At 42.9% G+C, this 15497-nt stretch carries 12 protein-coding genes; 6 read left to right on the forward strand and 6 right to left on the reverse strand.

Translation table 11 applies throughout. The features are described 5' to 3' along the window. Positions 1-5 precede the first annotated feature (5 nt). Positions 6-842, reverse strand: coding sequence for a glucosaminidase domain-containing protein (locus tag FKN16_RS03575; protein WP_053807420.1), 837 nt, complete (start codon positions 840-842; stop codon positions 6-8). Next, complete coding sequence (locus FKN16_RS03580; protein WP_012841829.1) at positions 835-1632, reverse strand: hypothetical protein; 798 nt, start codon at positions 1630-1632, stop codon at positions 835-837. Before FKN16_RS03580 ends, FKN16_RS03575 begins: the two co-directional genes overlap by 8 nt. 401 nt (positions 1633-2033) lie before the next feature. On the opposite strand from FKN16_RS03580, the gene potA reads away from it, so the two are divergent. The 5 genes from potA (at position 2034) to FKN16_RS03605 (ending at position 7183) form a co-directional block, all read left to right on the forward strand. Next, the gene (potA, locus tag FKN16_RS03585; protein ID WP_005396475.1) at positions 2034-3149 is read left to right on the forward strand and encodes a spermidine/putrescine ABC transporter ATP-binding protein PotA; all 1116 of its coding nucleotides are present in this window, start codon (positions 2034-2036) and stop codon (positions 3147-3149) included. Continuing rightward, positions 3130-3990 (forward strand): spermidine/putrescine ABC transporter permease PotB, encoded by an 861-nt coding sequence (gene potB / locus FKN16_RS03590; protein WP_012841831.1) that lies wholly within the window; start codon positions 3130-3132, stop codon positions 3988-3990. Before potA ends, potB begins: the two co-directional genes overlap by 20 nt. Further along, positions 3990-4760, forward strand: a complete 771-nt coding sequence (potC, locus tag FKN16_RS03595) for a spermidine/putrescine ABC transporter permease PotC (protein ID WP_005396472.1) — start codon at positions 3990-3992, stop codon at positions 4758-4760. Before potB ends, potC begins: the two co-directional genes overlap by 1 nt. 106 nt (positions 4761-4866) lie before the next feature. Further along, entirely contained in the window at positions 4867-5898 is a 1032-nt protein-coding gene (locus FKN16_RS03600) for an extracellular solute-binding protein (RefSeq protein ID WP_170902014.1), read from the forward strand. Positions 5899-6145: 247 nt separating this feature from the next. Beyond that, on the forward strand, positions 6146-7183 hold the full coding sequence (locus FKN16_RS03605; RefSeq protein ID WP_170902015.1) for an extracellular solute-binding protein: 1038 nt from the start codon (positions 6146-6148) through the stop codon (positions 7181-7183). 90 nt (positions 7184-7273) lie between these two features. Here FKN16_RS03605 and cobB read toward each other — a convergent pair whose 3' ends face one another. Then, positions 7274-8005, reverse strand: a complete 732-nt coding sequence (gene cobB / locus FKN16_RS03610; RefSeq protein WP_005396469.1) for a Sir2 family NAD+-dependent deacetylase — start codon at positions 8003-8005, stop codon at positions 7274-7276. A 118-nt stretch (positions 8006-8123) separates the two neighbouring features. On the opposite strand from cobB, the gene FKN16_RS03615 reads away from it, so the two are divergent. After that, a complete protein-coding gene (locus tag FKN16_RS03615; RefSeq protein ID WP_012841833.1) occupies positions 8124-8297 on the forward strand; it encodes a hypothetical protein in 174 nt (57 codons plus the stop codon). A gap of 32 nt (positions 8298-8329) precedes the next feature. Here FKN16_RS03615 and FKN16_RS03620 read toward each other — a convergent pair whose 3' ends face one another. From FKN16_RS03620 to FKN16_RS03630, 3 genes are all read right to left on the reverse strand, one after another. Beyond that, a complete protein-coding gene (locus FKN16_RS03620; RefSeq protein ID WP_170902016.1) occupies positions 8330-9550 on the reverse strand; it encodes an ammonium transporter in 1221 nt (406 codons plus the stop codon). Positions 9551-9872: 322 nt separating this feature from the next. Further along, entirely contained in the window at positions 9873-10751 is an 879-nt protein-coding gene (locus FKN16_RS03625; protein ID WP_170902311.1) for an immunity 49 family protein, read from the reverse strand. A gap of 2 nt (positions 10752-10753) precedes the next feature. After that, positions 10754-15145, reverse strand: a complete 4392-nt coding sequence (locus FKN16_RS03630; protein WP_170902017.1) for an RHS repeat-associated core domain-containing protein — start codon at positions 15143-15145, stop codon at positions 10754-10756. Between the last annotated feature and the right edge of the window lie 352 nt (positions 15146-15497).

The raw sequence follows: 15497 nt of genomic DNA on the forward strand, positions 1-15497 counted from the left end.
TTATTTTATTGTGTCCAGTAGGCGTTATTATGACGAATCATAGCGCGAAGATCGTGTACATAAGCAATGCCACGTTCAGAATATGCTATCAATCCATGAGTTAACTCTGAAGCCGTTGCGACCGATAACAGGTCTTTGTTCTTTTCGGCTAGAGAAGCCCTGATTTCACGCAGTTCAGCATACGCTGGGTTTCGATTGACATTCATAAAGTAGCCATGAACCGACTGCTGTACAGAATCGAATTTTTCAACTTCATGAGCTTTGCCTGCGCCACGTTGCGCAGGAACAATTCCACAGCCCTTTTTATAACACCATTGGCCGAACAAGTTGTTCGCTTGAGTGGCAAAACGAGAAGTGCCCCACGCAGATTCATTTGCTGCTTGAGTTAGAACCAGCGCTTCTGGTAAGACATTCACTCGCACAAGCATTTCTCCCAACCACGCGTGATCGACTTTGTTGTCGCTCAAAGGCAAAGAATACAGAGCCGCTAGTCGCTGAGCGTACTCTTCTTGCTCTTGAGTGATTTGTCCCACCTTTAAAGAAGTAAGAAACGCTCGTTCATGACGAATTCGTTGATTCTCAAGTGCTATTTTAGGCCTTAAGAAATCAAAAAACGCCGCTTTTTTCTCTTTGGTGTCTTTTATTGCGTTGAAGTCAGGGATATCACCAATGTGTGGCAAATGAGACAAATCGACATGCTTAATTGTCCCGGACAGCACATCAGGATTCTCAACATATTTAAACTGTTGCTCGTAGTGTAAATACGGTCCAATGGAAATGAAAGTGGCGGCTATACAGGTAGCCGCCACTCGTAAACTTATTGATTTTAAAGAATTAGGCATCAAACACCTGTGAGTTACCATCGTGATCATTGTCGTTTTTCTGTGTTGCAACGATCTTGAGCTTAATTCCAAACATTTCGCGGTAGAGTATGCCTTTCAAATGGAAGAAGAATGGCAACACAAAAATCAAGCCAATACCGTAGAACATCGCTGCGACAATAAACATCAACATCACGCCTAAGTAAAGCCCTGCGACGACAAAAATCTTCTTGTTAATAGCGCGAAGTGATAACAATAGCGCCTGCATTGGTGGCACTCTTTTTTCACAAATCAACAAGATAGAGTGACTAAACGCTAAAGAAAGATACAGGGACAGTAGAGGGAAGATCATACCAACTACGCCTTGCAGCATTAGGCTCATCAGCGTTGCTAGGATCACGGGAATAGTAAACTGCAGCCCTTTGCCTACATGGCGCAACTTAGTCTTTAGGCCCGCGATATGGCTCATGGCCATCAAGCTGATCCCTGCATAAATTGGGGCGCTGATCACCTCATAACTAAAGTTCGCGACATAAATAGAAGACACAATATCGTTAGTGAATGATTCTGGATTCTCAAATGCATCAAGAATAACGGTCAGATCACCCAACTGTAGTTGTAACGCGATATAGAAAATACCTAACTGGACAAAAAGCAATACAATAATAGCGGGAGAAAAGGATAAAAAGTGCTGGATGGTTGCTCGCCAAGCTTCATTGAAAACAGCCCCAGCTTTAAGCTCGTAGTTGCCAGACAAAGCTCGCTCTACACTCCCCCCAAGATTGAAATCTTTCTCAAAATCGTCGTTCATAGTTTATCCAAGATTAACTTGTAAAATTTTCACTGGAATTCCAGTCAATTAATGTGGCCGTTATTATAAAGAAATCTTTCCACATCTAACATCACAACTCACGTACTATCCTTGCAATCTCAACTGTATGGTTGATAATTAACCACTCTCAAAGTTATGAAATTGAAAACAATTATTGAACAGAGGCTAGTGCTATCAAACTGTGTTTAAATGCCAATTAATCTTATAAAAACAGTATGGTAAGGAATGATGACTTTTGCCTGCAAAATTTTTTCTGTTTCAAGATAAGAAAATGCTTTAATTTCACAATTTTGGTGATTATGATGCGCGCCTCAAAAGTGAATGGCTAGTGTCACATCAGCTGGGATTATTCCAGCTTGAACGTGGGGGAAATACAGACGTTGAACGCAAAACCGCAAGCAGGAAAGCCAGTTATTCGTTTATCTGGTATTAGTAAAAGTTTCGATGGTAAGGAAATCATCGGTAATTTAAATCTGGATGTTAATCATGGTGAGTTTCTGACGATTCTTGGGCCTTCTGGTTGTGGTAAAACGACAGTTTTACGAATGATCGCTGGTTTTGAAGCGGCGGATAACGGTCAAATAATTTTGGATGACCAAGATGTAACACAGGTTCCTGCTGAGCAGAGACACGTCAACACGGTATTTCAAAGCTACGCACTGTTTCCACACATGACCGTTTTTGACAATGTCGCTTTTGGTCTTCGTATGCAGAAAACGCCTGCAGCAGAGATTGAACCAAGAGTAATGGAAGCATTACGCATGGTTCGTCTAGAAAAAATGGCACAGCGTAAACCGCACCAACTTTCTGGTGGCCAGCAACAGCGTATCGCAATTGCTCGTGCAGTTGTTAATAAACCAAAAGTACTTCTGCTCGATGAATCGCTGTCGGCGCTGGACTACAAATTGCGTAAACAAATGCAGATTGAGTTGAAGCAGCTTCAGCGTCAACTTGGTATTACCTTTATCTTTGTAACACACGACCAGGAAGAAGCCCTATCGATGTCAGACCGCATCATCGTGATGCGTGATGGCGTTATCGAACAAGATGGCTCTCCGCGTGAGATTTACGAAGAGCCTAAGAACCTGTTTGTTGCTCGCTTTATTGGTGAGATCAACGTATTCAATGCAACCATGCTAGAGCGCATCGATGACAAACGCATCCGCGCAGAAATTGAAGGTGTTGAATCCGTCGTTTACTACGATAAGGAAGCACAGAAAGGCGACAAACTACAAGTACTACTTCGCCCTGAAGACTTGCGTATCGAAGAAATCAAAGAGTCTGAAGAAAAAGGCATTGTTGGTCACGTAACTGAGCGTACTTATAAAGGTATGACGTTAGATTCTGTTATCCAATTGGATTCAGGTATGCGTGTAATGGTAAGCGAATTCTTTAACGAAGATGATCCTGATGTGGACCACTCACTTGGCCAGAAAGTCGCTATCACTTGGGTTGAGAGCTGGGAGGTAGTACTCAATGATAAGCAAGAAGATTAATCTTCAGAACGCGATCATTGCCTTAATCGTAGGCTGGCTAACACTGTTTGTGTTGGTACCAAACGTGATGATTATTGGTACCAGTTTCTTAACGCGTGATGAAGCAAACTTAATCGAAATGACATTCACTTTCGACAACTACTTGCGTCTGCTGGACCCACTGTATGCGAAAGTGCTGATGCACTCGTTCTACATGGCAATTGTGGCAACGTTGTTGTGTTTAGTCATTGGATACCCGTTTGCTTATATCGTAGCGAAAATGCCTGAAAAATGGCGTCCGTTTATGCTGTTTTTGGTGATCGTACCATTTTGGACGAACTCTTTGATTCGAACTTACGGACTGAAGATTGTTCTCGGTACACAGGGCATTTTGAACAAGTCGCTGATGGCAATGGAAATCATCGACAAGCCGTTGCGTATTATGTATACCGAAACGGCTGTAATGATTGGTCTTGTATACATCCTACTTCCTTTCATGATTCTGCCGCTTTACTCGGCAATCGAGAAGTTGGACAACACTTACATCGAGGCAGCAAAAGACCTCGGTGCGAACAAGCTCCAAACCATTACTAAAGTAATTCTACCTCTGACAATGCCTGGCATTATCGGTGGCTGTTTGTTGGTTCTACTGCCTGCGCTGGGTATGTTCTACATCTCAGATCTTCTAGGCGGTGCGAAGAACCTACTGATTGGTAACGTAATTAAGAGCCAAGTATTGAACGCTCGTGATTGGCCATTTGGTGCTGCGACCAGTATCGCCCTCACCTTCGCAATGGCGGTAATGCTTTACGCTTACTACCGAGCAGGCAAATTATTGAATAAGAAAGTGGAGCTAGACTAATGGGACGCACAGTTAGATTTAGCTTTATGGCGTTGGTTTATGCATTTTTGTATCTGCCAATCGTTGTACTAATCGTAAACTCATTTAACGCCAATAAATTTGGTATGAAATGGGGTGGTTTCACCACGAAATGGTATGAAACCCTAGTCAACAACGACAGCCTAATGCAGGCTGCATGGCACTCATTGAACGTGGCGGTATTTTCTGCGACAGCGGCTACTATTATTGGTAGCTTAACAGCTGTTGCCCTATTCCGATACTCGTTCAAAGGCAAAGGTGCTGTAAACGGCATGTTGTTTGTCGTAATGATGTCTCCAGATATTGTCATGGCGATTTCATTACTTGCTCTGTTCCTAGTATTAGGCGCACAGCTGGGCTTCTTTACTCTATTGATTGCCCACATCACCTTCTGTTTGCCATTTGTGGTGGTAACCGTATACAGCCGCTTAAATGGCTTCGATGTGAAGATGTTGGAAGCAGCAAAAGATCTTGGCGCAAGTGAATGGGTTATCTTAAAGCAGATCATCCTTCCTCTTGCAAAACCAGCAGTTGCGGCAGGCTGGCTGCTTAGCTTTACCCTGTCTCTGGACGACGTAATTATTAGTTCGTTCGTAACAGGTCCAACGTATGAAATCCTACCATTGAAAATTTACTCGATGGTTAAGGTGGGTATTTCACCGGAAGTGAATGCTCTTGCAACGGTCATGTTGGTGGTTTCTTTAATTCTTGTCGTAATTTCTCAGTTGCTTGCAAGAGAAAAAGTAAAGTAAAATCCACATCCGTTAACATCACGAAACAGAATGGTTACATGCCATTCTGTTTTTCTATCTACCGTCCAAAATGATTTGGACAACGTTTGGTTTGGAGCTAACGTCAATGAAAAAATGGGCTACTCTATTAGCTGGTAGTGCATGTGCGCTTTCTCTGTTCTCAGGTTCAGCGGCAGCGGACGATAAAGAATTGGTATTTATGAACTGGGGGCCTTACATCAACAGTAATATCCTAGAGCAATTTACCAAAGAAACTGGTATCAAAGTGATCTACTCGACTTACGAGTCGAACGAAACTTTGTACGCAAAGCTAAAAACTCATAACCAAGGTTATGACCTAGTGGTACCTTCAACGTACTTCGTAGCAAAAATGCGCGATGAAGGTATGCTGCAAAAGCTCGATAAGACTAAGCTTAAAAACTTCGGCAACCTAGATAAGAACTATCTAGACAAGCCTTACGATCCAAATAACGACTACTCTATTCCACACGTTGTTGCGATTACAGGTCTAGCGGTTAACGCAGACATATACGATCCAAACGACTTCCAAAGCTGGGCAGACCTATGGAAGCCTGAGCTTGAAGGTCAAGTAATGCTGATGGACGACACTCGTGAAGTCTTCCACATCGCACTTCGTAAACTCGGCTATTCAGGCAACTCAAAAGACCCTAAACAAATCGATGAAGCGTACGCTGAGCTACAAAAGTTGATGCCAAACGTTCTAGTTTTCAACTCTGACAACCCAGGCGCACCTTACATGTCTGGTGAAGTGGGCGTTGGTATGCTTTGGAACGGCAGCGCTGCAGCTGCTCAAAATGAAGGCCTAAATCTTAAACTCGTATTTCCTAAAGAAGGCGGTATCGGTTGGGTTGATAACTTCGCTATCTCTTCCGGTGCGAAGAACGTAGAAGCAGCTCACAAGATGATCGACTTCCTACTACGTCCAGAAATCGCAGAGCAAATCTCTCGTGATACTGGTTACTTAACAGCGGTAGAGGAATCGAACGCTAAGTTTAAAGATGTTGCACCGCTATTTCCTTCTCAAGAAGATCTTGATCGAGTGGAATGGCAAGATGCGGTTGGTGATCTAACCGTTAAGTACGAAGATTACTTCCTAAAGCTGAAAGCGGGACAGTAATCGAGCTTGTGTAACAAGTCATCGACTAAAAGAAAATAGGCAGCAATACGCTGCCTATTTTTGTAATTGACTGATATAATTATGCGTTGCTAGGTTTATCTGGCTCGATGTCTAGTTTTATCTTCTCACAAAGCGGAGATACAGCCCTTGAGCTAAATAAACAGATTTGTGCTTACTGCGATTTGGATCAACTTGATAACTCCAGCTAGTATTGACTTGTCCAATCGCGAAACAAAACGGAAAACAAATGAAAAGTAAATTCTACGCAAGCGCTCTATGTGCAGCGACGCTCATCGCTACCCCTGCAATGGCTGCTGATCAAGAACTGTATTTCTACAACTGGTCGGAATACATTCCAAACGAAGTTCTTGAAGACTTTACAAAAGAAACTGGAATCAAAGTTATTTACTCTACATATGAATCTAACGAGAGTATGTACGCAAAACTTAAAACCCAAGGTTCTGGTTACGACTTGGTAGTACCGTCTACCTATTTCGTCTCAAAAATGCGTAAAGAAAGCATGCTGCAACAGATCGACAAAGAGAAATTGTCTCATTTTGCCGATCTTGATACTAACTTCCTTAACAAACCGTTCGATCCGAGCAACAACTACTCTATCCCTTACATTTGGGGTGCGACTGGTATTGGTATCAATGCTGACATGCTAGACAAATCGTCTGTTACTAAGTGGGATGATTTTTGGGATAGCAAGTGGGAAGGTCAACTAATGCTAATGGATGATTCTCGCGAAGTATTCCACATTGCATTGACTAAACTTGGTTACTCACCGAACACCACTAACCCAGATGAAATCAAAGCGGCTTATGAAGAACTGAAAAAGCTAATGCCAAACGTATTAGTATTTAACTCAGACTTTCCTGCAAACCCTTACCTAGCGGGTGAAGTTTCACTTGGTATGCTTTGGAATGGTTCTGCTTACATGGCTCGTCAAGAAGGCGCGAACATCGACATCATCTGGCCAGAAAAAGGAACTATCTTCTGGATGGACAGCCTGGCAATTCCAGCTGGCGCGAAGAACGTTGATGCGGCTCATAAGATGATTGACTTCTTACTGCGCCCAGAAAACGCAGCTAAGATCGCACTAGAGATTGGTTACCCTACTCCAGTAAAAACGGCACACGAACTGCTACCGAAAGAATTTGCTAACGATCCAAGCATTTTCCCACCACAAGAAGTGATGGACAGCGGTACTTGGCAAGATGAAGTTGGCGAAGCGAGCGTAATGTACGATGAGTACTTCCAAAAACTAAAAGTGAACAACTAATTCGTTAGTTTTAAAGATATGAAAAAGCGGCTCATGAGCCGCTTTTTTTGTTCTTAATGACAAGACAAAAGCTCTCCTCTGTGAGAATTATTACGCTCTTTCTTTTCCTTCTAGAGCCAGTATCTCGTCAACTAATTTGGGAACCTCGACGCTTGCTTTTCCGTAGCGTTTTTCCTCAAATTCACTTTCTACCGCACTAGGCTCGAGGTTAATTTCGATGGTGTGCGCGCCATGCATTTTTGCATCATGAACAAAACCTGCTGCGGGATATACGACACCAGAAGTCCCGATAGAAATAAATAAATCTGCTTCTTCTAATGCTGCGTAGATATCCCCCATTCGTAGTGGCATTTCACCAAACCAAACAATATGTGGTCGCATTTGTGAAGGGATCTGACAGCAGTGACAAAGCTCACCAGTCTTAATGTCCTCACTATGTTCTATAACTTGGTTTGATTCACTGCACCTCGCTTTTAAAAGCTCACCGTGCATATGAATGACGTTATGGCTGCCGCCTCTTTCGTGAAGGTTGTCTATATTTTGAGTGATGACCGTCACTTTACCTTCTAACTCGGTTTCTAGGCGGCCCAGTGCCTTATGCGCGGCATTCGGCTGTATCGCATTGTCTTGAAGTTTCTTGCGGCGTTGGTTGTAAAAGTCTTGAACAAGGTCCGGATCGCGAGCAAACCCTTCAGGTGTTGCTACATCTTCAATACGGTGATTCTCCCAAAGGCCATCTTGCGCACGAAATGTTTGAATACCAGATTCGGCCGAGATACCTGCACCAGTAAGTACTACAATATTTCTATAAGGGAAATTCATAACTCATCCTTGCTGTTTTTTCATTAGCTTAACACTGAAAGAATAGCAACAGTAGTAATATGGATTAGACCATGGTCGTAATGGTCACTATTAGAATTACAATTTAAGAGGAACAGCAATGAGACAAGTATCTCTAGCGCTTATATTACTTACGACTTTAGCAGGTTGCCAACTAACCAATGTTGAAGGCGAAGTGGACGACGTAAAAGTAAGAGTCAGCACCAATGACGATAACCATCGTGGTAATGGAGATTTCTGTCCCCCTGGCCAAGCAAAAAAAGGCAATTGCTAAAAGAGCGGCTTTACGCCGCTCCCATATTGGCTTCAATCCTCGTTGGTCGAAGATATTTTATGAATGGCTAGGTCAGCGCCATTGAATTCGTCTTCTTCTGAAAGCCTTAGTCCCATACTGGTATTGATCGCGCCGTAGACTGCAAGTGCCCCAAGCACAGCGATGGAAATGCCCAAAAGCGTTCCTAGAAGCTGAACAATAATGCTCACGCCACCTAGCCCACCCAACGCGCTTTGACCAAAGATCCCCGCAGCAATACCACCCCAAGCGCCACATAAACCGTGTAAAGGCCAAACCCCTAGCACATCATCAATCTTGGTTTTGTTTTGTAGGTAGGTAAAAAGATAAACAAATAGCACGCCAGCAATCGCACCTGTCACTAAAGCACCGATAGGATGCATTAAGTCTGAACCCGCACATACAGCAACCAAGCCAGCCAGTGGGCCATTATGAATAAAGCCGGGGTCATTCTTACCAGCCAACAATGACGCGACAATGCCTCCGACCATTGCCATCAATGAGTTCATTGCCACCAAGCCACTTATGCCTGACACGGTTTGAGCTGACATGACGTTGAAGCCAAACCACCCCACACATAAGATCCAAGCTCCCAAAGCCAAAAACGGAATATTCGAAGGTGCAAAGTTGGTATGCTTTCCTGCTCGAACTCTGCCTTTTCTCATGCCCAAAAACACAACGGCAACCAGCGCTATCCAGCCGCCAACACCATGTACAACGACTGAACCTGCAAAATCGTGGAAGCCATAACCAAAGGTATTTTCAAACCAAGCTTGAACACCAAAGTTTCCGTTCCAGATCATTCCCTCAAATAGTGGGTACACAATACCGACAGTGAAAAATGTTGCGATTAGAATCGGATAAAAACGAGCTCGCTCTGCGATACCACCTGAAACAATAGCGGGAATCGCTGCAGCGAAGGTCAGCAAGAAAAAGAACTTCACCAACTCGTAACCATTGCCTTGAGATAATGTCTCTGCATCAGCAAAGAAGGTGCCGCCATAAGCGACCCAGTATCCAATGAAAAAATACGCAATGGCGGAAATACCGAAATCGGCCAAGATTTTAACTAAAGCATTAACTTGGTTCTTTTGGCGCACGGTTCCTACTTCAAGAAAAGCAAAACCAGCATGCATCAAAAAAACCATGATTGCGCCAAGTAGTAAGAAAAGTGTGTCGGAACTTTGCGTGAGAGTTTGTACAGCGCCGTGTACCTGATTGGCAGTTACACTCATTATGATTGTCTCCGTTGATCTGTAGCGCACTTATCCTGTGCATCAAAGTTAGGCTCATCACCAATTTGGTGAACTTAATTTATAGAGCGTCTAACAGAGCAATTCTCATTCCATAATTTACATTTCTAACACTTACACTTTAATTTATTGTTTTGTATGAACTTTAATAAAATTAGGCATTCTTGAAATGGTGCTTAACACGCTAATAAATGCACCAATATGGTTTTAGTGCACCAACATAATGCGCACCATATAGCTCAACAAAACGTAAAAGCCACCTCATGAGAGGTGGCTTATATACTGAATTGCTAACTAAAGGAGTTTATCGAGTGATCTTCCCTGCTTTTACATCTTCTAGCCAACGCCCTTCAACAAGATAGGGTGGAAGCCAACCGGTTTCAACAGATAGACGGTTGCCTTTGTCGTACCACATACAAGCCATGCCAAGCAGAGGGAAGTTAATAAAAGTTCGGATGCCTATCCTATCTGGTCCTAATTCTCTAAGATGATATTTCTCTTGAAACTGTAGGTTTTTAACGAGCACTTCCTCAAAATTATAACCAATGTTAGTAGTGAGCGCTGCGAAGGTTTCTAGAATCCCCATCGCAATTTCCAACGCCCAATTATCCCCTTGAGCTACCGCTGCGTCCATTGCTGCAACCAGCTTATCAGGATAATCCGATGTGCGGTTGTGGAACGACTGAATGACGTCTACTAGCATATAAGACAGCTCACCTGCTTTGGTAGAGCTCTGTCTCATCAAAGAAATCGGAAAGTTCGCCAATACGTCCATGCTAGGTTTATCACGCACAATCACCGAAGTAAAATAAGCATCTAGCCACATTGAAGGACAAATGAAGCCCATATCTAAGATACCTTCACCATCCCATGTTACTTCTGGACAATCGGGTAAATTTAAACGTTGAGGCTCATTTGGATTCAGCACTAACTGATGATAAAAAGATCTCATCACAGATGCTTCGTAGAGACAAAGAGTTCCGACTTGCTCATTTGGTATAGATTGAGGTAACCATGTATACCACCTTACTATCTCTTCATAGGAACCGACCATATCCACAAGGTTTTCTCTTCTAATCAAGAGTCTTCGTTTTCTTTTATCTAAATCATCGTTTATCTCTTCCACCAATTCTAATTCATGTTCCTGATTTAATTTAGGGTTAGCCTTTCGCTCAATTTGCATAATCACGTTGCAAGACCTCGCTTCAATTTTCCTTGGTTAATTGAGAACTCCTTGACACGCACTTTATCAACCTTTTTGTTGATTGGAGTTTGCGCATGTAAATATCTGATCGGGATACCATCGTACATTGCTTTTTTAATTTGATTTCCTGCTCGTCTTTCCGTCGTCCCCATTGCATTTTCTTGCATTAACTTTGTTATTGCTGCCGCATACTCAGTTGTCCCTTGTTGATATGCTTCGTTTCCTATTTTTCTGCTACCGAGCGAACTGCTGCCACCTTTAGCCTCAACAATTATAATTTCACCAGGTGGTGGCTCTTCCACCTTGTAAACCATATCAAAGTCGCCCGGCTTCGAAATTGAAGTTCCAATATCTTTGGGATGAATTAGCTTAGCATTAGGACATTTACTCCGAACAAAATCATCCGCCGCCAATTCACCAATTTTTGCCGATTGTTTATTGATTTTACCTATTTGCGCGTTATATCCATCTTGACCAGTCCGAGCGTCCATTGCCTTTTGACGTTCCACTAAACACTCTTCAATCTTCTCTTTACACTCTTCAGAGAGTTTGTATTTATCATTATCGTTGAATTTTGAGTTCTCTTTGTAATCCGCTTCATTAAGCACTAGCTCCTCGGTTAAGATAGTACAACTTTCATCTCCACCGACTTTCTCTGAGTCAAAAACATGCGCATTGACAAACTCCTCAATCCCAACAACATACTGCACTTCGTGCCTGCTGCCATCTGAATGATTGATATGACGATAAAAAGTAATTTCATTTTTCTCGCAATCAATATGGTCTAAATCGTATTCATATCGAATATGATTTTTACCTTTGGGTTTGCGGATTTTGACTTGCGAGCGAACGCCATCTTCTCCGACGGATGACTCTTTTGCAGCTTCTAAAATCTGATCGCAAACCTCTTGGGGAACATCGCTTTGCGCCTGATACTCAGCCAGCATTTGCTGCAAGCGTTTTAGCCCTTCTTCACATAGGAAACCTGTTGGGTCAATCCATTGGATAGGGTTGACTGCATATTGGTAATGATTAATACCACCAGCAATAGATATCGGATCTTGTTGGATAAAACGTCCTAGCTTAGGGTCGTAATACCGAGCGAGGTTGTAGTGTAAGTTGGTTTCTTGATCGAAATACTGTCCTTGAAAACGCAATGGATTTACTACTTTTTCAATATGTACATGAGCAAAGCCGTGAGCATCGTAGCTGGCACTCCATACAACATTCCCTTCGCAATCGATCAGTCGCTCTGGTTTACCAACTTGATCGCACTGGTACCAATAAATAACGTCATTTTCTAGCAGTGCCACTGGCGTGTAGGTTTCTGGTTGATATAGGTACCAACGGAAAGCACCTGAAGAGCGTTCACCAATTAAACGTTCAACTTCCCACAGGAACTCCGTAACGCCTTGTTGTGTAATTTTCTTCGTTCTGCGCCCTAATGCATCATATTCATATTGACTGATACCATCGTCGGTGTGAACTTCAATGAGCTGATTTAACGCATCAAATACGCGAGTCTGAACGTGTCCTTGCCCCTCACGTTTTGTCTGATTTCCTTGCGCGTCATATTTGAACCGGACATTATCGTGTACTTCAATACGATCAGCGAATACCTCTGAAGATGGCAAAGTAGGATTGCCAAAACTATCGTATTCAAACTTAGTCACTTCTCCGGAAGCATTGACTCGTTTCAGTTGCCCTAAAGCATCGTACTGATAGTGTGTTGCTCCTGCCGTATTATCAATGATTGATGAAATACGGTTTTGCGCATTGTAAACGTACTTTTTCTCTCTATCAGGCCAATGTTGTTCGACCAAACGACCAACACCATCATAAATGATGCGCTCATTAAAATGTGCCGTTTCAATTTGGGAAACTCGTCCCATTTCATCGTAATGAAATTTGATTTGAGGTAAATCTAGGTTTCCAAACCGAATTGCTGAAAAACGCCCATATCGATCATAAGAGAAGTTCAGCTCCGTATTATCTGGCAGTACCTGAGATACGCGTTGGCCAACTCTGTTAAACTCCTGCGCTATCTCAAACTGGCCTTGAATGCGCTTTGTTAAATGCCCGAATGAAGAGTATTGGTATTGCAATGTTTGATGGCGATTGGAGGCGAAAGTAAGTCGCCCACCAAACGTATAATTGAAGTGGTTCTCTACAATACTGCTACCATTTCCTGCTTTGACGTGCTTGAGATAACCCGCAGCGTCATAGCGGTACAGCACAGTCCTATCGGCGACTTGCTTACGATGGATGCGCCCCATATCGTCATAATCAAATTGGCTTTGTAGATTATCAAACCCAACAGTTCCTGACAGCTGGCCTTCATCGTCATACAGGAATTCGAATTCTAAGCCGTCACTCCGAACTAATTTAGTCAGGTTACGTTGTTGATCGTATTCATAAGAAATATGGCTGCCATCGGGGAAGATGACTGCTTCTTGTTGCGCGAGTGCTCCCCATTGATACGAGGTAATGCCTGCTGGCGTTCGAATCTGAGCAACACGGCTGTGCTCATCGTAAGAATATTCTTCGCTATAACCGACTTTGTCTTCGTCGTTAAAATAACGAACTGATGTACGCCTGCCAAATTGATCATAAGCGAGTTGAGCAATACACCCATCGGGATAAGCGACGCCATTCACCAGATCTTCTTCGTTGTAGCTGTAGCGAAGTAATGTACCGTCTATTTCATTCGCGATAAGTCTTTGTTGTTCATCCCACCACCACTGACTTTTCTTACCATCTTCAGACTCTTTTTTGACGACTTGACCGTGTTTATCGTAATCATATTCCGTGACACAGCCGAACTGATCGGTATCCCAAACTCTTTGACCAAGGCTATTGTAGTAAGCCTTCTCGATATCCCCGTCAGGTGAAACCGTTTTAACTAACTTACCTAAGCCGTCATAACCATATTGAACTTCTTTGCCAGAGGAATGAAACTTAGAAACTAATTGACCATGCTGATTATATTGATAATTGACCGTTGACTGATCAGGATAGATAGCTTGTGCTTTTCGTCCTAATTCATCATATTGCCATCGCCAAGTTTTACCGGTGGGGCTTATTTTCTCGAGTAAGTTACCCTGCTCGTCATGCAAGAAAGACCATTGATGATCTAACGAGTCAGAATAAGAAGAATGATTTCCCTGATAATGGAAGCGATAGTCATAAATTCCTGCGTCCCCAACGTTCCTGATGCATTTCGCGTTAGCACCTTCGCCATCCCATTCAAAATAATGAGTAAAGCCAGTTGGTCGTACACGCTTAACAATTAAATGGCCGCGGTATTGATACTGTTCCTTCAAGCCCAAATGATTAATTGCACTGACCAAATCATCGTGCTCATCATAGGTATAAGTTGTCAGAACTTTTTGGGACTTTGCATTAAGCAGTTCTACAAGGCGTCCTTGCTTATCATATTGACATTCAAGAACCGGACGCTTGTTGTATGCAATCTCGATCAATCGATGGTTTCGAGAATACTGCAGTTGAAACGTTGAAAACGTGCCATTTCTGACTTGTTTAACAAGCCAACGATCATCTTTCTGTTCAAATCGATATTGATGCCCATTAGCGAGCGTCACGATCCGAGTTGCTGAATTTAGGAAATAACAGCTCGCACCAGCGTATATCTGGTAACTTGTTGCTCCAGTATCTACTGGCTCAAATTCTGTGATATCTGCCTTATCGTCAACAAACTCCCAAGCGATAACATTGTCTTTCTCGTCCGTCTTCTCGTGCAATTCAAACTGAAATGCATGTCTCCAACCAAAGCCCATTCCATGATTTACATCCGACTGCGAAGAGCGATAATTACGCTGCCAAGTAGTACCTTGTTGTAGCTCGATATCATAGAGTTCGAGAATTTCTTCACCCGTCACAAGTGATACAGGATCACCGGCTTTCTCATGTTTTTCGCTACTTTGTTGCTGAGGCTTAGCAGATGCGGCACTTCTTCCACTCTTTTTATTCGACTTCCCCTTTCCCTTCGATGGTTTTGCATTGACGGTACTCTGAGTCGGTGGAGGCGTAACCGCAGAAGAGAGTGCGTAGTTTTCTCCGGTCGGTACAATTCGAACGACATGCAAGTCACCGTTCACCAAAGCATTGGCAAACGTTGAATTATAGTGTTGGGAAGCAAGCTCACCGTCAGGTATGTTTGGCTTGAATTGACCAATCGAATAGAACAAGTCTTCGACAGAGCGAAGGTCAAGCTCACCAAAGCTCTCAAGAAACTCTATTGCCTCTTGTTTGGTCACGAATGTTTTAGGTTCGCCGCTAGTAAGTAACTGACCAGAGAAGTGATAACTTTCGCCAAAGCGATTCGTGATAGGAATGACGAATTGAGGGATCATAGCCGTAACGTGTTTGTCCTTTTCTTACCTTGCCGCATCATTTAATGCTCGTTTCGCTCTTTTTATTTGTGAGAGCAAGATGCCTTAATCAAACATCCTCCGATAGAGATTCCTCTGTATGCGTAGACTGAATGTATTGATGGCAATTTTCACGTATGCAACTCTTTGAATTTCTGAGCGCAGCGTACTTTAACGGGACGATGAATCCTGAGTAAATGAACAATAGCGTGAGTGAGACTAATGTCTCATCGCGACGCGATTTTTTTACATGTTTCTTACTTAACTATGATTTTCTGCCCAGTTACATAAATTCACTCAATAAGTTGCATCAAGTATCACCTGTGGGACTCAG

It is taken from the genome of Vibrio sp. 11-4(1), assembly GCF_013048625.1.
Classification (GTDB): domain Bacteria; phylum Pseudomonadota; class Gammaproteobacteria; order Enterobacterales; family Vibrionaceae; genus Vibrio; species Vibrio diabolicus.